17 protein-coding genes and 1 pseudogene are annotated in these 18,655 nt (G+C 72.1%); 10 read left to right on the top strand and 8 right to left on the bottom strand.

Annotation, left to right across the window (positions count from 1 at the left end; all coding sequences use genetic code 11):
* The 5 genes and pseudogenes from ABT001_RS25825 to ABT001_RS25805 all read left to right on the top strand — a co-directional run.
* Nucleotides 1-1,381 (top strand): annotated as a pseudogene (locus tag ABT001_RS25825) (PBS lyase); the annotation flags it as partial.
* On the top strand, nucleotides 1,378-1,698 hold the full coding sequence (locus ABT001_RS25820) for a zinc ribbon domain-containing protein (protein WP_351281887.1): 321 nt from the start codon (nucleotides 1,378-1,380) through the stop codon (nucleotides 1,696-1,698). The pseudogene ABT001_RS25825 and the gene ABT001_RS25820, both read left to right, overlap by 4 nt.
* An 80-nt stretch (nucleotides 1,699-1,778) precedes the next feature.
* The gene (locus tag ABT001_RS25815) at nucleotides 1,779-3,143 is read left to right on the top strand and encodes an FtsW/RodA/SpoVE family cell cycle protein (protein ID WP_351281884.1); all 1,365 of its coding nucleotides are present in this window, start codon (nucleotides 1,779-1,781) and stop codon (nucleotides 3,141-3,143) included.
* A complete protein-coding gene (locus tag ABT001_RS25810; RefSeq protein ID WP_351281881.1) occupies nucleotides 3,140-4,603 on the top strand; it encodes a peptidoglycan D,D-transpeptidase FtsI family protein in 1,464 nt (487 codons plus the stop codon). The genes ABT001_RS25815 and ABT001_RS25810 overlap by 4 nt, the downstream gene beginning before the upstream one ends.
* 4 nt (nucleotides 4,604-4,607) lie before the next feature.
* Entirely contained in the window at nucleotides 4,608-5,765 is a 1,158-nt protein-coding gene (locus ABT001_RS25805; protein WP_351281878.1) for an amidase family protein, read from the top strand.
* Here the strand turns inward: ABT001_RS25805 and ABT001_RS25800 are convergent.
* On the bottom strand, nucleotides 5,677-6,549 hold the full coding sequence (locus ABT001_RS25800) for a hypothetical protein (RefSeq protein ID WP_351281876.1): 873 nt from the start codon (nucleotides 6,547-6,549) through the stop codon (nucleotides 5,677-5,679). The two genes, ABT001_RS25805 and ABT001_RS25800, sit on opposite strands and share 89 nt — an antisense overlap.
* 77 nt (nucleotides 6,550-6,626) lie before the next feature.
* Nucleotides 6,627-7,517: an ADP-ribosylglycohydrolase family protein gene (locus tag ABT001_RS25795; protein ID WP_351281874.1), complete on the bottom strand. Its 891-nt coding sequence runs from the start codon at nucleotides 7,515-7,517 to the stop codon at nucleotides 6,627-6,629.
* Nucleotides 7,518-7,639: 122 nt separating this feature from the next.
* Here ABT001_RS25795 and ABT001_RS25790 point away from each other — a divergent pair, with 122 nt between their 5' ends.
* Nucleotides 7,640-7,954, top strand: coding sequence for an SCO0607 family lipoprotein (locus ABT001_RS25790; RefSeq protein WP_351281871.1), 315 nt, complete (start codon nucleotides 7,640-7,642; stop codon nucleotides 7,952-7,954).
* Here the strand turns inward: ABT001_RS25790 and ABT001_RS25785 are convergent, their stop codons facing one another.
* Nucleotides 7,955-9,058: a ferritin-like domain-containing protein gene (locus tag ABT001_RS25785; protein ID WP_351281869.1), complete on the bottom strand. Its 1,104-nt coding sequence runs from the start codon at nucleotides 9,056-9,058 to the stop codon at nucleotides 7,955-7,957. It lies immediately after the preceding gene.
* A gap of 189 nt (nucleotides 9,059-9,247) precedes the next feature.
* On the opposite strand from ABT001_RS25785, the gene ABT001_RS25780 reads away from it, so the two are divergent.
* The 4 genes from ABT001_RS25780 to ABT001_RS25765 all read left to right on the top strand — a co-directional run bounded on the left by ABT001_RS25780 (nucleotide 9,248) and on the right by ABT001_RS25765 (nucleotide 12,737).
* Nucleotides 9,248-10,183, top strand: a complete 936-nt coding sequence (locus ABT001_RS25780) for an AurF N-oxygenase family protein (RefSeq protein ID WP_351281866.1) — start codon at nucleotides 9,248-9,250, stop codon at nucleotides 10,181-10,183.
* 41 nt (nucleotides 10,184-10,224) lie between these two features.
* Nucleotides 10,225-10,986, top strand: coding sequence for a TetR/AcrR family transcriptional regulator (locus tag ABT001_RS25775; protein ID WP_351281863.1), 762 nt, complete (start codon nucleotides 10,225-10,227; stop codon nucleotides 10,984-10,986).
* A gap of 14 nt (nucleotides 10,987-11,000) precedes the next feature.
* Nucleotides 11,001-11,276 (top strand): DUF8847 domain-containing protein, encoded by a 276-nt coding sequence (locus tag ABT001_RS25770; protein WP_351281861.1) that lies wholly within the window; start codon nucleotides 11,001-11,003, stop codon nucleotides 11,274-11,276.
* A 306-nt stretch (nucleotides 11,277-11,582) separates the two neighbouring features.
* The gene (locus tag ABT001_RS25765) at nucleotides 11,583-12,737 is read left to right on the top strand and encodes a C40 family peptidase (RefSeq protein WP_351281858.1); all 1,155 of its coding nucleotides are present in this window, start codon (nucleotides 11,583-11,585) and stop codon (nucleotides 12,735-12,737) included.
* A 52-nt stretch (nucleotides 12,738-12,789) separates the two neighbouring features.
* Here the strand turns inward: ABT001_RS25765 and ABT001_RS25760 are convergent, their stop codons facing one another.
* Genes ABT001_RS25760 through ABT001_RS25740 form a run of 5 tightly spaced genes read right to left on the bottom strand, consistent with a single transcriptional unit; the run spans nucleotide 12,790 to nucleotide 18,518 of the window.
* Nucleotides 12,790-14,031, bottom strand: coding sequence for a styrene monooxygenase/indole monooxygenase family protein (locus ABT001_RS25760; protein ID WP_351281856.1), 1,242 nt, complete (start codon nucleotides 14,029-14,031; stop codon nucleotides 12,790-12,792).
* A 30-nt stretch (nucleotides 14,032-14,061) separates the two neighbouring features.
* Nucleotides 14,062-14,712 carry a GTP-binding protein gene (locus tag ABT001_RS25755; RefSeq protein ID WP_351281854.1) on the bottom strand — a complete coding sequence of 217 codons (651 nt, stop codon included), beginning with the start codon at nucleotides 14,710-14,712 and terminating at the stop codon, nucleotides 14,062-14,064.
* Nucleotides 14,693-15,106 (bottom strand): DUF742 domain-containing protein, encoded by a 414-nt coding sequence (locus ABT001_RS25750; RefSeq protein ID WP_351281851.1) that lies wholly within the window; start codon nucleotides 15,104-15,106, stop codon nucleotides 14,693-14,695. Before ABT001_RS25750 ends, ABT001_RS25755 begins: the two co-directional genes overlap by 20 nt.
* Nucleotides 15,103-15,582, bottom strand: coding sequence for a roadblock/LC7 domain-containing protein (locus tag ABT001_RS25745; protein ID WP_351281848.1), 480 nt, complete (start codon nucleotides 15,580-15,582; stop codon nucleotides 15,103-15,105). The genes ABT001_RS25750 and ABT001_RS25745 overlap by 4 nt, the downstream gene beginning before the upstream one ends.
* Entirely contained in the window at nucleotides 15,579-18,518 is a 2,940-nt protein-coding gene (locus ABT001_RS25740) for a sensor histidine kinase (RefSeq protein ID WP_351281846.1), read from the bottom strand. Before ABT001_RS25740 ends, ABT001_RS25745 begins: the two co-directional genes overlap by 4 nt.
* Nucleotides 18,519-18,655 lie beyond the last annotated feature (137 nt).

The following is an 18,655-nucleotide window of genomic DNA, read 5'->3' as shown; positions in this document are numbered from 1 at the left end:
AAAACACACCGCCTGCCCCCCCCCCCCCACCTCCCCTTCCCCCCCCACCCCCGGGCGTCCCCCTAACCCGCGGCGGGCCCCCCCCGGCGGGGGGCCCCCCCGCCCCCCCCGGGCGGCCCCCCCGTGGGCCGCCGACCTGCTGCGGACGCTGCACGGCGGCCTGGACGACCGGGTGGAGGACCGTACGGCGCTGCTGGCGGACCAGCTGCGCAGCCCTGACCCCTGCCAGCGCGTCGACGCCGTACGGATGACCGGCGGGCTGATCCGGGCCTGGCGCGGTTCGTACGAGGGGCTGGTGCGGCTGGTCGGCGTACAGCTCTCCGATCCGGAGCCGCGGCTGGCCGAGGCCGCGTCGCACGTGCTGGAGGAGCTGTTCGGTCTGGCCGAGCCGGCCGCCGACGCCCTCGCCCGGCGGGTCGCGGCGGACCCAGGGGCCTGGGTGAAGGAGTGGGCGAGCGGGCCGCCCGGCCTGGGGCCTGCGGTGAAGGCGCTGGCGAGGCTGGGCGACGCCCGGGTGCTGCCCGCGCTGGCGGCCGCCCTGGAGCGGCCGGAGGTGCCGCATGACGTGGGGTTCGCGATCCGGTGCCTCGGTGGCGCGGCGGCCCCGCTCGCCGGGGCACTGCGGCGCAGGCTCGGTGAGGTCGCGCTGGACGAGAGCGCGTACGACCGGGCGAGTCCGCTGCTCGCCGGGCTGACGGCGCTGCGCGCGGGGGAGGCGGCCCCGGAGGTGCTGAGGGTGCTGCGGGGTGCGCCCGAGTACCGGGGCGAGTGGCTGCGTACGGCGGCCCTGCGGGCGCTGGGGTCGTTCGGGCCCGCCGCCGGCTGCGCCGTACCGGAGCTGCGGCGGCTGACCCGGCGGCCCGGGACGGTGGCGGCGACGGAGGCGGCGGAAGCCCTGTGGGCGGTCACGGGCGACACGGACGCGGTGCTGCCGGTGCTGGCCGAGGGGCTGCGCGCGGGGCAGGTGCACGACTGCCGGGCGGCGGTGAGCGCCCTGGGCGGGCTGGGCCGGCGGGCCGAGGCGGTGGCGCCGAGGCTGCGGGCCCTGCTGGCACACGAGGAGCTGTGGCTCCGGGTGGACTCCGCGATCGCCCTCTGGGAGGTCTCGGGGCGGACCGGCGAGGCCGTGCCGGTGCTCCTGACCGCCTGGGAGAGGAATCGTCACGTCAGGGTCCGGGTCGCGGAATGCCTGGCGCGGATGGGCGCCGTCGAGGCGGGGTCGGACGCGGTGCGGGTGCTGCGTGCCGAGCTCCTCTCCGTACGCCGTCACAACGCGCTGGACGGCGGGTACGGCAGTCACGACACTTATGAGGACGAGAAGCTGCTGGCACTCTGCCGGCGGGCACTCCTGGAGAACACGGGGAAGGGAACCACATCATGATCATTTTTGGTACGCGAGGCTATCTGTACCAGTTGGCGGTCCTGACGATGGTGTGCGGCTGGTGCGGCAATCCAGCGGCGCACACCCTGCGCAAGCGGGTCACCAAGTTCACGCTGTTCTTCGTCCCGCTGTTCCCGTTCTCCACGAAGTACGCGACGCAGTGCACCTTCTGCGGCGGGGAGCGGCAGATACCGAAGGAGCAGGCCGACCAGTTGCTGGCACAGGCCCAGGGCGGGCAGGACGGCGCTCCGCAGGGCGCCCCGCAGCAGCAGCCCGGCTACGCGCCTCCCGGCGGCGGCAACCCGTACCGGAACTGATCCTTCCGCTGTTTCCGCCGAGGAGTGCCACGAAGCTGACATAAGGGAAATAACACCCACCTCTTGCTACGTTGCGGGGCATGACCGCACCGACGGCGGAGGCACGCCCGCCCGAGCTACGCCTGCCCAAGCGGCGCGGGGTCGAGCTCTCGCTCCTCATCGGGGCCGTGATCGTCTCCGTCTACGGCTACGCCTCCGTCGGCCTCGCCCGGAGCAACGCCATACCCCCGGATGTGGCCGGGTACGGCGCCGGTCTCGGTCTCCTCGCCCTGCTCGCCCACCTCGCGGTCCGCTTCCGCGCCCCGTTCGCCGACCCGCTGCTGCTGCCCATCGCCGTCCTGCTCAACGGACTGGGCCTGGTGCTGATCTACCGGCTCGACCTGGAGACCCCGAGCGACCGGGCGGCGACGACGCAGCTGATCTGGTCCACGCTCGGGGTCACCTTCTTCATCGCCGCCGTCGTCCTGCTGCGCGATCACCGGGTGCTCCAGCGGTACGCGTACCTCTCGGTCGCCGCGGCGCTGGTGCTGATGATCGTGCCGATCTTCTTCCCGGCGGTGAACGGGGCGAAGATCTGGATCCGGGTGGGCGGACTCTCCTTCCAGCCGGGCGAGTTCGCCAAGATCCTGCTCGCCGTCTTCTTCGCCGCGTACCTCGCCGCCAACCGCAACGCGCTCGCGTACACCGGCCGCAGGATCTGGAAGCTCCAGTTCCCCACCGGCCGGGTCCTGGGCCCGATCGTGGCGATCTGGCTGCTCAGCGTCGGTGTCCTCGTCCTCGAACGGGACCTCGGCACCTCACTGCTCTTCTTCGGCCTCTTCGTGATCCTGCTGTACGTCGCGACCGGCCGGACCGGGTGGATCGCCGTCGGGCTGCTCCTCGCCGCCGCGGGTGCCTTCGTCGTCGGCTCGTTCGAACCCCATGTGCACAGCAGGGTGGAGGACTGGCTCGACCCGTACGCCACGATCGACGCGGGCCAGGGGCCCGGTCAGCTCGCCCAGTCCCTCTTCGCGTTCGCCGCGGGCGGCATGCTCGGCACCGGCCTCGGGCTCGGCCACTCCATCCTCATCGGCTTCGCCGCCAAGTCCGACTTCATCCTGGCCACCGCGGGCGAGGAGCTCGGTCTCGCCGGGCTCACCGCGATCTTCCTGCTGTACGCCCTGCTGGTGGCCCGCGGCTTCCGTGCGGGCCTGGCCCTGCGCGACCCCTTCGGACGACTGTTGTCGATCGGCCTGGCCTCGATCCTGGCGCTCCAGGTCTTCGTGATCGCGGGCGGTGTGATGGGGCTGATCCCGCTGACCGGCATGGCGATGCCGTTCCTGGCCCAGGGGGGATCGTCCGTGGTCACCAACTGGATCATCGTGGCGCTGCTCATCCGGGTCAGCGACGTGGCCCGCACCCCTGACCCGCGTACCGGGACCGCACCGGCCGAGGAGGGACCGTGATCCGCTACATCCGGCGCGCCGCCGGTTTCTGTCTGCTCCTGCTTCTCGCCCTGCTGGCGAACGCCGCCCGGGTCCAGCTCTTCGAAGCCGACGAGCTCAACACCAACTCCGCCAACCGCCGTACCACCATCGACCGTTACGACCGGCCGCGCGGCGACATCGTGGTCGGCGACGCACCCGTCACCGGCTCGAAGGACACCGGCGAGCAGCTCGCGTACGAACGCACCTACCGGCACGGCCCGTTGTACGCGCCGGTGACGGGCTACGCCTCGCAGACGTACGGCACCACGCTGCTGGAGAACGCCGAGGACGGCGTCCTGGCCGGCACCGACCCGCTCCTGGCACCGCTCCCGCTGTGGGGCGACCTCACCCGCGGCCGGCAGCCCGGCGGCGACGTCGTCACCACCATCGAGGAATCGGCACAGCGCGCGGCGTACGAGGGCCTGGACGGCCGACGCGGCGCGGTGGCCGCGCTCGACCCGGCCACCGGCCGGATCCTGGCGCTGGTCTCCTCGCCCTCGTACGATCCCGAGGTCCTCTCCGGCACCGGCTCCGCCGTCACCGACGCGTGGACGCGGCTCAACCGCGCGCCGAGCAGGCCGATGCTCAACCGGGCCATCCGCCAGACCTATCCGCCGGGTTCGGCCTTCAAGATCGTGACGGCCGCCGCGGCGCTGGACGCGGGGGTGGTCACCGATCCGGACGCGGAGACGGACACCCCGTCCCCGTACGTGCTGCCGGGCACCTCGACCGTGCTGCCCGACGAGGCGCGCGGCTGCGAGAAGGCGTCCCTGGCGGAGGCGATCCGGGTCTCCTGCAACACCGTGATGGCCCATCTCGGGGTCGAGGTGGGGCTGGAAGGGATGCTGGAGACGGTGGACGGATTCGGTTTCAACGACAGCGAGCTGACGATCCCGTCGCGGGTGGCCCGCAGCAACTTCGACTCGGACATGAGCGACGACCAGCTGGCCCAGTCGTCGATCGGGCAGTTCGACACGGCGGCGACCCCGCTCCAGATGGCGATGGTGGCCTCGGCCGTGGCGAACGGGGGTGACCTCATGCGCCCCCACCTGGTCGACCGGGTCACCACCGGCGACGGCCGCACGGTCCGGCGTCAGGGCCCCGACTCGTACGACCGGGCCATGGACCCGACGACGGCGCGGCAGCTCCAGCGGATGATGGTCGACGTCGTGGAGAACGGCACCGGCGCGAACGCGGCGATCGACGGGGTGACCGTCGGCGGCAAGACGGGCACCGCCCAGCACGGGGTCGACAACTCCGGTACGCCGTACGCCTGGTTCATCGCCTGGGCGCAGGCACCGGACTCCGGCCGCCCGGCGGTCGCCGTCGCGGTGGTCGTGGAGGACGCGTCGGCCGACCGGGCCGACGTCAGCGGGGGCGGCGACGCGGCGCCGATCGCCCGGGCGGTGATGGAGGCGGCGCTGGAGGGCCGAGACTGACCGCATGACTTCAGCGGTGGCGGCGGCACTGGCCCGGATCGACGAACTGGACCCGGAACTCCATGCGTTCGTGGAGCTCCGGCACGAGGAGGCGCTCGCCGAGGAGCGGGCCGCCCGGGGCCTCCCGCTCGCCGGCCTGCCGTTCGCCGTCAAGGGCCGCGCCGGCCTCCGCTCGTACGCGGCCCGCCGACTCGCCGCCGCGGGCGCCGTCCCGGTCGGCTCCACCTCCGTGCCGGGCCCCGGCACCCACTGGCAGACCTGGGGGCAGGGCGCGCACGGCCGTACGGTCAACCCGTGGCGGCCGGACCGGACCCCTGGCGGCTCCTCGGCGGGCTCGGCGGTGGCGGTCGCGGCCGGGATGGTGGAGCTGGCGACGGGCAGCGACGGGGCCGGGTCGGTACGGATCCCGGCGGCGTGGTGCGGGGTCTTCGGCCTGAAGACGACGACGGGCCTGCTCCCCTCCCCCGACCGCACGGGCCTCGCGTCCCCGGGCGTGCTCGCGAGTTCGGCCGCACGGGCGGAACCGTACCTGCGCCACGTGCTGGACGGGTACGCGCCACGGCCGGCACGCCTTCCGGTGCCGGCCGCGTACAGCCCGGACCTGGGCTTCGCGTCCGTGGACCCGGAGGTGGCCGGGGTGACGCGGGCCGCGGTGGAGCGGCTTGCCGCGGCCGGGGTGATCCGCCTCGTCCGGGCCCCCGTCACGCTGTCGGACCCGGCGGAGGCGTGGGCGGCGATACGCGGCGGGTCGCCCACCCCCGCCACCCGGGCGCTCCGCGCCGCCAACGACCGGACGCTGGAGGTCTTCTTCGCCCGTACGCCCCTGCTGATCACTCCGGTGACGCCCAACCCCCCGCACGGCCACGAGGGCCCGGGTGACGTCTATTCCACTGCCCTCACCTGGGCGTTCAACCTCAGCGGCCATCCGGCGGCGAGCCTGCCCGCCGGTTTCACCCCGGACGGCTGCCCCACCGGTCTCCAGTTGGTGACCGGACGGGGGACGGACGCGGAACTGCTCGGCGTGGCGTGCGCGGCGGAGCGCGTCCTGCCGCCGCCGGGGCCGCCGCGCCGGCTCAGCCGATCGGCTTGCGGATCTCCGAGCGGACCTTCGCGGTCTCCTCGGCGGCCGTCTCCAGATCGAGGTCCTGGGGCGCCGCGCTGAGGTCTCCCGGCCGGATCACGGAGACGGACGCGGCGGTGTTCCCGTCGCCCCACGCGCACATCGGTGTGTTGTACGTCAGGCCGATCTCCTCGGTCTGCACGACCTGGCACTCCACCGTGATGCCGTACCCCGCGGGCGTGAACTCCTCGGGCGGCACGACCAGCTTCGTGTTCTCCGCCTCGGCCGCCCCCTTCATCATCTTGCTCCGCATGACCTCGGGCCCGGCGAACCGCCCGTACATGCCGGAGAGCACCAGCATGCCGTTCTCCTCCGAGCCGTACTGCGCGACGACGGCCTTCGCGTCGCGGATGCTCGCGTCGGGCATGTCCTCGATCTTCTTGCCCTCGGTCTCCGACATGTCCTTGTTGAGGGTGAACTCCCCCTCCAGCACAGCCTTCTCCACGACGAGCTTCTGCGTGGCCTCGGGGAACACCGCGTCCGCACCCGAGCCGACCAGCTTGAACGCGCCGAAGCCGAGGCCGATCACGAGGACCGTCGCCCCCAGCACGATGCCCACGACGAGACCGGTCCGCCTCTTGCGCGGCTGCTGCGGCGGCCACCCCGGCATTCCCGGCTGCCCGCCGGGCTGCCCCCACGGACCGGGAGCGCCGGGCGCCCCGAGGGGCGGCTGCGGCGGGTAGCCGGGGACGGCCTGCTGCGGCGGGTAGCCGTAGACCGGCTGCTGCGGTGCGTAGGGCCCGGGCGGGGGCTGTTGCCCGTACGGATTGTGCTGGGGCGGAGGTGGCCCGTAGGGGCCGTACGGCGGCTGCGGCGGCATGCTCATGCCGCTCACGTTACGTCACCGGTGCGAACGCGAATTCGATGCGCTTCAGCCGGTACCGGTCAGGAGGATCCGCCCCGTCAGCTCAGCGGTTCACGCCGGGCGCGCCACTCCGCCGGGACCCCGTCCACCCCGGTGGCCGCTCCGACCACTCCCCCCGTGATCGCGCAGGTGGTGTCCACGTCGCCGAAGCCCTCCGCCGTCGCCCAGAGCGCCGCCTCCAGGTCACCGGGGTGCCGGGCCGCGGTCCACAGCGCGAAGGGCACCGTGTCGTCGGCCCTGATCCGCTGCCCGTTGCCCAGGAGGTCGGCGGCCTTCCACGGCTCCGTGGCGAACGGCACCCGCGCGGCACGCAGCACACCGTCGCGGACCAGCCCTTCGGGCGTGCGCTCGGCGACCCCCTCCAGCGTGAACTCCCCGCGCACCGACAGCGCCGCCGCCACGGCGACCGCCACCGCTCCGGCCACCCCCTCCGGGTGCGCGTGGGTGACGACCGCCGAGAGCACGGCCTGTTCGGCCGCATGGTCCACGTCGGCGTGGAATCGGGCCCCCAGCGGCGCCACCCGCATCGCGGCTCCGTTGCCGAGGCTGCCGCCCTCGAAGAGCCCGGGCGCCAGGGTGCGCCAGTCGGCCGGCGAGGTCAGCAGCTCCGGCAGGAGGAGGTGCATGCCGTGCCCGTAACCACGTGCCTGGTCCGCGTCGAAGGCCTGGGCGTAGTACAGGGCGAGCCGGTCCTGCTCGACCTGCCCGTACTCGTCGAGGACCCGCTGCAGCGCCAGTGCCAGGGCCGTGTCGTCGGTCCAGTGCCACACGGGCTCGTGCGGGGTCCGGCGCGCCCGGACCTCGGCGTACGCCCGTCGGGGAGGCCGGAAGAGCGGGAACCAGCGCTCCGCGAAGGCGTCGCCGAGGGCGAGCGCTTCGAGGCTGCGGCGCGCCGCCGCCGGATCACCGTGGCCGGAGAAGGGGTTCATGCCGGACATACTCCGCCCGATCCCCACGTACGTACAGCGGATATGAGTACGCGGGCTCACGTTTCTCCCCTCCGGCCACGGCAGGCTCGACCTGTCAGCGAACCACCGAAGGGACCCCCACCATGCGTACGGCCAACCGACTCCGCATCCCGTCACGCAGCGCGCTCGGGCTCGCCCTTGCCGGCGCCACGGTCGCCCTGCTCACCAGCGCCTGCTCCCTGCAGGACGCGGTCTGCGGCGGCGACGAGTACCCGGTCCTGCGCGTGAACAGCGCCGGCAGCGCGTGCGTGGCCGACGACGAGGAGCCGCCCAAGGGCTACGCCCGCTACCCGGAGGGCAAGGTCCCCGAGCGGGTGGAGGACAAGTGGGACACCTACTGGAGCAACCGGACCCTCGACGAGAACGGTAGGACGATCGAGATCCCGGAGGAGAACTGACTAACGCCCGCCCTCCGCTATCGCCTCCGCCACCTCCGCGACCCGGGCCTGCTCCTCGACCGCGAAGCGGTCCCGGTCCAACTGCTCGGCGATCTCCTCGTCCTGCGCCATCAGCAGGTCCAGGTTCGAGTCGCCCAGCTCGAAGACGCCCATCTCGACATAGGCCTTCTGGAGCCGTTCGCCCCAGAGGCCTATGTCCTTGACGCAGGGGACGATCCGGCTGAACAGCAGCTTGCGGAAGAGCTGGAGGTACTCGGAGTGCTCCGCGAGCTCCTTGGCCTCCTGCCTGCCGATGCCGAAGTTCTCCAGGACCTCGACGCCGCTGAGGCGGTCGCGCATCAGGTAGCAGCCCTCGATGACGAACTCCTCGCGTTCACGCAGTTCGGCGTCGCTCAGCTGCTGGTAGTAGTCGCGCAGCGCCATCCGCCCGAACGCCACGTGCCTGGCCTCGTCCTGCATGACGTAGGCGAGGATCTGCTTGGGCAGCGGCTTGGTCGTGGTGTCGCGGATCATGCCGAACGCGGCGAGCGCCAGCCCCTCGATGAGGACCTGCATGCCGAGGTAGGGCATGTCCCACCGGGAGTCGCGCAGGGTGTCGCCGAGCAGCCCCTGGAGGTTGTCGTTGATCGGGTAGAGCATCCCGACCTTCTCGTGCAGGAAGCGGCCGTAGATCTCCGCGTGCCGCGCCTCGTCCATCGTCTGGGTCGCCGAATAGAACTTCGCGTCCAGGTCGGGTACCGACTCCACGATCCGGGCGGCACAGACCATGGCGCCCTGTTCGCCGTGCAGGAACTGGCTGAACTGCCAGGAGGTGTAGTGCTTGCGCAGTTCACCGCGGTCCCGCTCGGTCATCTTCGACCAGTGCGGGGTGCCGTGGAGCGGGAGCGCCTCGTCCGGGGTTCCGAGCGGGTCGGCGGGGTCGACCTCCAGGCTCCAGTCGATGCGCTTGTTGCCGTCCCACTGCTTGTCCTTGCCCTTCTGGTAGAGGGCGAGGAGGCGTTCGCGGCCGTCGTCGTAGTCCCAGCTGAAACGGGCCGCGCCTGTGGCAGGTACCTGCCATGTCGGTGTGGCGGGTGGGGTGATGTAGAGGTCGTGTGTCGACACGGACAGCTCCTTCGCCCGGCGAGGATCGTGCATTCCGTGGTGCTGACGTCAGTTGGCAGGTTCACACGCTGGTAGACGCGTAGTCAACAAGTCGCGCACAGGGGATTGACCACCTTGCTGACAGGCGGTCTCATAATGCGTGACCGAAAACTTGACCACCGGTAACACCTGTGTGAGGTGCCTGAAGCCATGACGACAGTGACCGACGAGGACATCAAGGCGCTGCGCGATGCGCTCGGCCCGCTCAAGGACCGCGAGCAGGTCGCGGCCCGCCTGCTCGAGGCCTCGGCCAAGCACTCCTTCGACCCGGACACCGAACTCGACTGGGACGCGGCCGTCGAGGACGGCAAGTGGTTCTGGCCGCCCGAGCTGGTCTCTCTGTACGACACCCCGCTGTGGCGGAAGATGTCCGAGGAACAGCGGATGGATTTGGCGCGCCACGAGGCGGCGTCGCTGGCCTCGCTCGGCATCTGGTTCGAGATCATCCTGATGCAGCTGCTCGTCCGGCACATCTACGACAAGTCCCCGACGAGCAAGCACGTCCGCTACGCGCTGACCGAGATAGCCGACGAGTGCCGGCACTCCATGATGTTCGCCCGCATGATCGAGTGGGGCGGATCCCCCGCCTACCGGGTGCCCCGGCGCTACCACAATCTGGCGCGGGTGCTGAAGTCCGTCTCCACCACCCCCGGTTCGTTCGCCGCGACCCTGCTCGGCGAGGAGATCCTGGACTGGATGCAGCGGCTCACCTTCCCCGACGAGCGCGTCCAGTCGCTCGTCCGCGGAGTGACCCGCATCCATGTCGTCGAGGAGGCCAGGCATGTGCGGTACGCCCGCGAGGAGCTGCGCCGGCAGATGGTGACCGCACCGCACTGGGAACGCCGGCTGACCCGGCTCAACTGCGGTGAGGCCGCCCGGGTCTTCTCCGTCTGCTTCGTCAACCCGCAGGTGTACGAGAGCGTCGGTCTGGACCGCCGCGAGGCCGTCGCGCAGGTGCGGGCGAGCGGCCACCGCGCGGAGGTCATGCAGACGGGAGCGAAGCGGCTCACGGACTTCTTCGACGACATCGGCGTGCTCAACGGCGTGGGGCGCAGGCTGTGGAAGAGGTCGGGGCTGCTGGCCTGAGACCGACCCGCCTCATGGGGCCAGCGCTTAGGCTTCGAGGTATGACCTCCGCCCCCGCAGCACCTCCGGCCCGCGCCTACCGACGGCTCGGTGTCGAGGAGCGCCGCACCCAGCTGCTGGGCGCGGCGCTCACGCTCTTCGCCCACCGGGCGCCGGACGACGTGTCCATCGACGAGGTGGCGACCGCGGCCGGGGTCTCCCGCCCGCTGGTCTACCGCTACTTCCCCGGCGGCAGGCAGCAGTTGTACGAGGCCGCCCTCGGGTCGGCCGCCGATCAGCTGACCCTCTGTTTCGCGGAACCCGCCGCCGGACCGCCCACCGAGCGGGTCGGCCGGGTCCTGGACCGCTACCTCGGCTTCGTCGACCAGCACGACGCGGGCTTCAGCGCGTTGCTGCGCGGCGGCAGCGTGGCCGAGACCTCGCGGACGACGACGATAGTGGACGGCGTGCGCCGGTCGGCGGCCGAGCAGATCCTTTCCCACCTGGGCCGGGGCACCGGCCCGGGACAGGAACCCGCCGGGCCACGCCTGCGGATGATGGTGCGCACCTGGATCGCGGCCGTGGAGGCGGCGTCCCTGATCTGGCTGGACGAGGGGAAGGAGCCGGCCGCCTCCGACTTGCGGGGCTGGCTGGTCGATCATCTGATGGCGCTCCTCGCGGCCACCGCCGCCTCGGACGAGGAGACGGGAATCGTGGTGACGGAGCTGCTGAGCCAGGAGACCGCCGACGGGCCCGCCGGACGGCTCGCCACGCTGATCATCCCGGTGGCAGGCCGGGCCGCGCACCTGCTGCCGCCGGCCTGAGTGACACTGGCCGGGTGAAAAGCGAGAACACGTCCTTCCGCGGCGGCCCCCTGGACGGCCGGGTGCTGCCCGTGCTGCTCGGACCGACCGGTCATCCACCCAAGTGGTACGAGGTCCCGGTGCCGGACGCCGACGGCGGACCGGCCACCGTCCACGCCTACCGCCGCGCTCCGGCGGGTTACTCGAAGCGTCTCGGGCTGCAACGGGGCTGGGTGTACGAGTACGTGCCCGGGGGCCGTGAGCGCTTCACTCCCAAGTGGCCCTGGACGAAGCCCGGCAGCGGCTCCTGAGGAACGTCCGTACGGGCGGTCGCAGGATCGGCGGCCAGGTGCCGGGGCGCGGTCACGAAGGGTGCGCCATGGAGGCGCTGTGTCAGGACGATCCACACCGCTTCGCCCCGCGCACCTCGCCGGCGCGCTGCCGTGAGAGCGCGTGGAGTGGACCCGCCCGGGTGTCCGCCGTCCGGGGTACGCCCCGGACGGCACGCCCGGCGGTCCTTGCATCACCCGGGGCCGAGTGACCGTATGGACAAGATCCGACCATTTGTGGGGTTGTCCGATTAATTCGGCACCGCCCCCGACCCCGGAGGTGATGTCGTGCCGGGCCGAGTCGTACACGCCCTCTGCACAGCGGCGCTGGCCACGCTCGTCGCCGTCTCCCCCGCCGTGTCCCCCGCCGTCGCCGAACCCTCCGGGCCCGAGCCCGCACCAGCGGCCGGAGCCGCCCCGCAGAGCGTGGCCGGGCTGCTGAAGCAGCTGCAGACGCTCTACCGGAAGGCCGAGGAGGCCGGCGAGCTCTACAACGGCACCGAGGAGGAGCTGAAGGAGCGGACCGCAGAGGCCGAGAAGCTGCGCACCGAGCTGGCCAGGGCCAGGGCCGCGCTGGACTCCGGACGCCGGGACGCCGGGCGACTGGCACGTGCCCAGTACCAGGGGCGCACCGACTTCTCCCTGTACATGCGGCTGCTGCTCGCGGAGGACCCGTCCCGTGCCCTGGAGCAGAGCCACGTCATCGCGCGCGCCCAGGCCGGCCGGACTGCCGTCGTGGACCGGCTCACCGGCGCGGAGAAGCACGCGGAGGCCCTGGCGGACAGGTCCCGGGCGGCGGAGGAACGGCAGCGGGTACTGGCCGACCGGCGGAAGAAGCAGCGCGACGACGTGCGGTCGCGGCTGAAGGGCATCGAGGCGATGCTGGCATCGCTCTCCGCCGAACAGCTCGCGGCACTGACGGCGTTGGAGGAGAAGAACATCGGCAAGGCCCAGGACGCACTCACCGCCTCGGGGGCGCTCAGCACGGTCCGCCCGCCCTCCGAGGAGGGCGCCGCCGCCGTCCGCCACGCCGTCGAGCAGATCGGCAAGCCGTACGTGTGGGGCGCGGAGGGCCCGGAGTCCTACGACTGCTCCGGGCTCACCTCGCAGGCCTGGTCGGCCGCGGGCCGGGACATCCCGCGCACCTCACAGGAACAGTGGCGCCGGCTGCCGAAGGTACCGGTCGGCTCGCTGCGCCCGGGCGACCTGGTGGTCTACTTCCCCGAGGCCACGCATGTCGCGCTCTACATCGGCGACGGCCTCGTGGTGCAGGCCCCCCGGCCCGGCGCCACGGTGAAGGTCTCGCCGCTGGCCTCGAACCCGCTCCTGGGGGCCGTCCGGCCCGACCCGGACGGCGAGCCGCTCAGCGCGTACACCCTGCCGGAACTCCCCGAGGGCGCCACTTCGGGGGCGGACACGGGGTACGACGCCCCCGACGCGTGAGAGCAGGGGCGCCCCGTCCGTGGGGCGGCCCTGCTCTCCGTGCGCCCGGGGGTCAGCCCTGGGCGCCCGAGATCTCGGCGAGGTACGCGTTCGTCTTCTCCGGCTCGAAGAAGAAGTTGTCGAAGTCCGCCGGGTCGTCGAACCCGTTGGCGAACCGGTCCGCGGCCGGCTGGAGCTGACCGGCCGCGCCGATCAGGTTCAGCACGTGCTCCGGCGGCGGGCCGAGCATCGCGTTCGTCCACTTCACGACGTGCTGGGTGTTCGCCCAGTGCCGCTCGAACGTGGCTTCCATCCACTCCTCGTCGAAGGCCCGGTCGCCGTGGTCCAGGATCGACCGCAGGTAGGAGTGCGCGCACTTGGAAGCGGTGTTGGAGCCCTGGCCGGTGACCGGGTCGTTCGCGACGACCACGTCCCCCACACCGAGGACCAGGCCGCCACCGGGCAGCCGGCCGACGGGCTTGCGCACGGTCGGGGCGTAACGGCCCGCCAGCGTCCCGTTGGCGTCCGTCAGTTCGACATTCGTGGCGCGTGCGTACTCCCACGGCGTGTACTTCTCCATGAGCTCCAGCGTCTTGGCCAGGTGCTCCGAGGGGTCCTTGATGCCCTGGAAGGCGTCGAGCGGACCGCCCGGGACGCCCTCCCAGAACAGGATGTCCGCCCGGCCCGAGGTCGTCAGGGTCGGCATGACGAAGAGCTCACCGACGCCCGGGACCAGGTTGCACCGCACCGCGTCGAACTCGGGGTGCTCGGGCCGCGGGCCCAAGCCGTGGACGTACGCGACAGCGAGCGCGCGCTGCGGGGCGTCGTACGGCGAACGCGAGGCGTCCCGGCCGAACATGGAGACGAGCTCGCCCTTGCCGGCCGACACCATCACCAGGTCGTAGGTGCGGGAGAAGTAGTCCAGGTCGGAGACCGCGGCACCGTGGATGACGAGCTGTCCGCCGCGCTGGGCGAAGGTCTCCATCCAGCCGGCCATCTTCACCCGCTGGTCGACGGACTGGGCGAAACCGTCCAGCTCGCCGACCCAGTCGACGGCGCGCGAGGAGTCCGGCCCGGCGACCGAGACGCCGACGCCCTCGATCCGCGGGGCCTGCGACTCCCAGAAGTTCAGCTGGAGGTCGCGCTCGTGCTGGAGAGCCGTGTGGAACATGCACTGCGTCGACATGACCCGGCCGGACCGGACCTCGTCCGCGGTGCGGTTGGACATCAGGGTCACTTCGTACCCCTCGGACTGCAGTCCGAGGGCCAGCTGGAGACCGGACTGACCGGCTCCGACTATGAGTATCTTCCTCATCGCGGTTCTCCGTTACGTGTTCCGGGGGCGTTACTCGGGAGTGGCGTCGAGTGCGTGCCTCACCAGGGTGAGCAGCGACTCGACGACGGTGATCCTCTGACGCGCGTCCATGATCACAACAGGTACCTGCGGAGACACGCTCAGGGCGTCCCTGACGTCCGCCTCGTCGTAACCGGCCGTCCCCTCGAAGTGGTTGACGGCGACGATGTAGGGAAGGCCGCAGCTCTCGAAGTAGTCGAGCGCGGCGAAGCAGTCGGCGAGGCGACGCGTGTCGGCCAGGACGATCGCGCCGATCGCACCGCGCACCAGGTCGTCCCACATGAACCAGAAGCGCTGCTGGCCGGGGGTGCCGAAGACGTACAGGACGAGGTCGTCGTCCAGGGTGAGACGGCCGAAGTCCATCGCGACGGTCGTGGTGACCTTGTCGGGGGTCGCCGTGAGGTCGTCGATCTCCTCGCTGGCCCGCGTCATCAGCGCTTCGGTCTGCAGCGGGGTTATCTCGGAGACCGAACCGACGAAGGTCGTCTTGCCCACTCCGAACCCACCCGCGACCACGATCTTGGTCGCGATCGGCGCGCGCGTGTGGTCCATCTGCCACGGCTTGACCGGCTCGTCGAGCGGGTCCTGCGGCTCCCGCTGACGCGGGGTGAAGAGCGGCGCGTCAGAGACGGCGGAGTCCATCGAGCACCCTTTCGAGCAGCGCGCGGTCGGGCTGGCCGGTGCCGTGACCGGTGCCGTAGACGCGGATCTTTCCTTGGTCGGCCAGGTCGCTGAGCAGTACCCGCACCACGCCGAGCGGCATCTTCAGCAGGGCGGAGATCTCCGCGACCGTACGCATGCGGCGGCAGAGTTCGACGATGGCGTGGAGCTCCGGCATGACGCGCGAGGCGAGGTTGCCGTTCGTCAGCTCGCGGCGCTCCTCGGGAGCCTCCAGCGCGGCGACGAACGTCTCGACGAGCAGGACGTGGCCGAAGCGGGTGCGGCCGCCGGTGAGGGAGTACGGACGGACGCGTGCGGCCTTGCGGTCCGCTCCCCGTACGGGGAGCTTCCGTACAGGTTCGGCAGCTGACGTCACTGGATGCTCTCCATCGATTTGCGCAGCTCGCTGCGGAGTTCGGGGGTGAGTACATGTCCGGCGCGGCCGACGAAGAGTGCCATGTGGTAGGCGATGACGCTCATGTCGCAGTCGACGGTGGCGTGCACTCCGAGCAGGGAGCCGTCACTGATCGACATGACGAAGACGCTGCCCTCGTCCATCGCGACCATCGTCTGCTTGACGGCGCCGCCGTCCATCAGCTTGGCGGCACCGATCGTGAGGGACCCGATGCCGGAGACGATGGTGGCGAGGTCGGCGCTGGAGCCCCTGGGGCCCGACCGCCGTCCCGCCGCGTCGGCCGTCGCGAGACCGGGGTCCGACGAGAGCAGCATCAGTCCGTCGGACGAGACGACGGTGACCGAGTGGACCCCTGGCACCTCTTCCACGAGATTGCTCAGCAACCAGTGCAGGTTCCGGGCCTCGCTGCTCAGCCCGAATGTGCTGGGCGCAGTCAACTGCGTGCCTCCTCGACTGTGTCCCCCGTCTCATCGATGCGACCGTCGCTACGGTCCTGGTCGGTCTGTGGGCCGTTCTCCTCGATCTCCGCCTCCACATCGCGGCGGCCGTCCTTCGCCCCCTGGTGGAACCCGCCGAGCCGAAGGCGCAGGGCGTCCTTGTCCAGGCTTCCCTTGCGCTCGGTGTCCGGGGCCGACGGTGCCGCGGTGACCTTGGGGGTGCGCTTGGGCAGCCCCTTGTCCGTGAGGCGCTCGGGAGTGGGCGCCGGGTCGGGCACCTCCTCGCCCAGTCCGGTGAGCGGCTGCCGGGGGCCCGGAAGGGCGTCGGCGGCGGCGGTGGGGCCGCCTGCGGAGCCGTCTGCGGGCCCGTGACCCGTGGCCGGGCTGGTGTCGGCGGCGCGCTCGTGGCGGTCGGGACCGATGGCGTACGGACTCGGAGCGTCCTTGTGCGTGTCCTTCTGCGCGTCCTTCCGCGCGTCCTTCTGCGCGGGCAGCCGGACCTGCATCGTGGTCTCGGCCTCGGACTCCTCGTGGGCCTCGGACGCGGAGACGGGCTCGGCGGGAGCGGGTGCGGGTGCGGCGCCGGCGGGTGCGGCGGGCTCCGGTGCCGGGGCGGGCTCCGGTGAGGGTGCGGGCTCCGCTGCCGGGGCGGGCTCCGGCCCGGCCGCCGGCCCATGGCCCGCGTCCTGCAGGGTCCGCTCCGCGGCCGCGATCAGCGGGTCCTCCACGGGAGGGGCCGAGCGGGGCGGCAGCGCGTTGGAGTTGGCCTCGGCGACCGACCCCGGGAGGTTCAGCGTGGGCGCGTCCCCCGGCAGCGGTACGGACGGCGGGGTGGACGCGGGCGGCGCCTTGGGCAGGAGCGTCTGCGGAAGGACGACGACCGCGGTCACCCCGCTCCCCTTCTGATCGCGCAGCTCCACCTTCACCCCGTGGCGGGCCGCCAGCAGTGAGGTCACCTGAAGGCCCAGCCCGGCCCCGTCAGCGGCCTGTTCGCCCGCCTCGAAGGACGCCGGGTCGGCCAGCTTGGCATTGAGTTCGCTCATCCGGACCGCCGACATGCCGATGCCCTCGTCCTGCACGGAGAGCATCACCTCGCCGGTCTCCAGCAGCCAGCCCGAGAGCTCCACGTGCGAGTCGGGCGGGGAGAAGGACGTCGCGTTCTCCAGGAGTTCGGCGACGAGGTGGCTGAGGTCGTCGGCGGCGAAGCCCGCGACCTGGGCGTGCGGCGGCAGGGACTGGATCTTCACCCGCTCGTACCGCTCGATCTCGCTGACCCCGGCGCGCAGCACGTCGACGAGGGGGATCGGGCCCGCGTGCCCCTGGTTGTGCTCCGTCCCCGCGAGGACCAGCATGTTCTCGCTGTGGCGCCGCATGACGGTGGCCATGTGGTCCAGCTTGAAGAGGGTCGCCAGGCGCTCGGTGTCCTGCTCGCGCTCCTCGAGGCCCTCGATGACGCCGAGCTGGCGCTCGACGAGGCCGAGCGTGCGCAGCGAGAGATTGACGAAGGTGTGGTGGATCGTGTTCCGGAGCCGTTCGAGCTGTCCGGTGAGCTCCGCCACCTGGGCCTGCAGTTCGGCCCGCTCTCCGGCGAGGGACTCCTGGCCGGTGGCCAGGTCGCCGCGCCCGGTCCGCAGGCTCTCCCGTCGGCCGTCGACCTCCTGGTGCAGTCCGTGCAGTTTGCCGTGCAGGGTGTTGATGGACCGTACGACCTGGGCGAACTCGTCGTTGCGTCCGGTGTAGCGCACCGGTTCGGCGGTCTCGGGCTCGGCGGCGATACGGCCGGCCCCGATCCGCAGGACGGCGAGCGGCTGGGTGAGGGTGCGGGCGACGGCGGTGGAAACGCCGATGGCGACCAGCACACAGCCGCCGAGCAGGGCGAGCCGGAGCTCCAGCGCGGTGACGTCGTCGTCCCGCAGCCCCTCGAGACGCTTCACCTGTTCGGTGCCCAGCGCGGACTCGACACCGCGCATGCGGTCGATGCGGGCGGACAGTGCCGCCTCGACCTTCTCCGGGTCCGCTTCCCGGTCGGTGTCGGACAGCTCGGGTCGGTCGGTGAACCGCGTGAGGTACTTCTCCGCGCTGGTGACCTCGGGGCCGGTGACCGTGGAGGAGAGCTTGTCCCGGGCGGCGGAACCGGCTGCCTGGTCGAACTCCGCGAGGGAGGCGAGCTCGCGCACCCGCGCCTGCTGGGCGGCCGCGCTCAGTTCGTCGCGGTCGCGGTCGCCCTCGTCGGAGGCGGTGTCCTGGCTCTGCACGGGGAGACCGGTGAACGGGTCGATCTGCTGCTGCGGCTCCGTTCCCGGCACGGCCAGGGCGGCCAGGAGCAGCCCCCTGGTGGCGGAGGCCTGCTCCACGGCGCCGCCGAGTGCGAGGGGGGCGCGGGTGGCGTCGGCGGCCCTCGGCGGGGTCTTCTCGGCGAGTTCCTGGGCGAGGTCGTGGAGCTTGGCGATGACCTCGGAGTACGCCGTGTACGCCTCCATGGCCGAGCCCTTGCCCGTGAGGGCGGTCCGGCGCAGCGAGGGAAGGGTGGCGAGGTCCCGGCGGAGCGCCGCCGGAGCGGTCGCCCGGATCTCGTCCACCTGCTGGTCGACGCGGGCCGCGGTACTCGTGCCGCGGTCCTCGGCGCCCCCGTCCTCACGCCCGCCCGCGATGTGGGCGGTGACCTCGTCGCGCTCGTCCGCGAGGGAGTGCGCGAGGGTGATGGCCTGCTGGTTCAACTCGGCCAGTGTGACCAGCCGCTGGGACTCGTTGAGGTCGGAGGACGCGCCGAGGGCCGCGGGGGCACCCGCGGCGATGACGGTGATCCCCACGACGGCAACGCCGGCGACGAGCCGGCTGCGTACCCGCACGGTCCGCTTGGAGGCACCCGCAGTCCCGGGCGTCGCCCCGGACTCCTCGCGCGTGCTGTCCTTGCTCCGAGGCCGCTTCTTCTGCACCGGTGCTCGCAATCTTGACTCGTCCGCCCTTGAAGCAGAGGTGACGCACGGTCACGTGAATGGGCACCCGCCCTGGTGTGCGCCGTACGGCTTCTGACCATTCCAGCGCTTTTGGGAAGGGGCCGTGCATCAACCGC

The sequence above is a fragment of the Streptomyces sp. NPDC002793 genome, from assembly GCF_040295485.1.
Lineage (GTDB): Bacteria > Actinomycetota > Actinomycetes > Streptomycetales > Streptomycetaceae > Streptomyces.
This window is presented reverse-complemented; position numbering and strand designations above follow the sequence as displayed.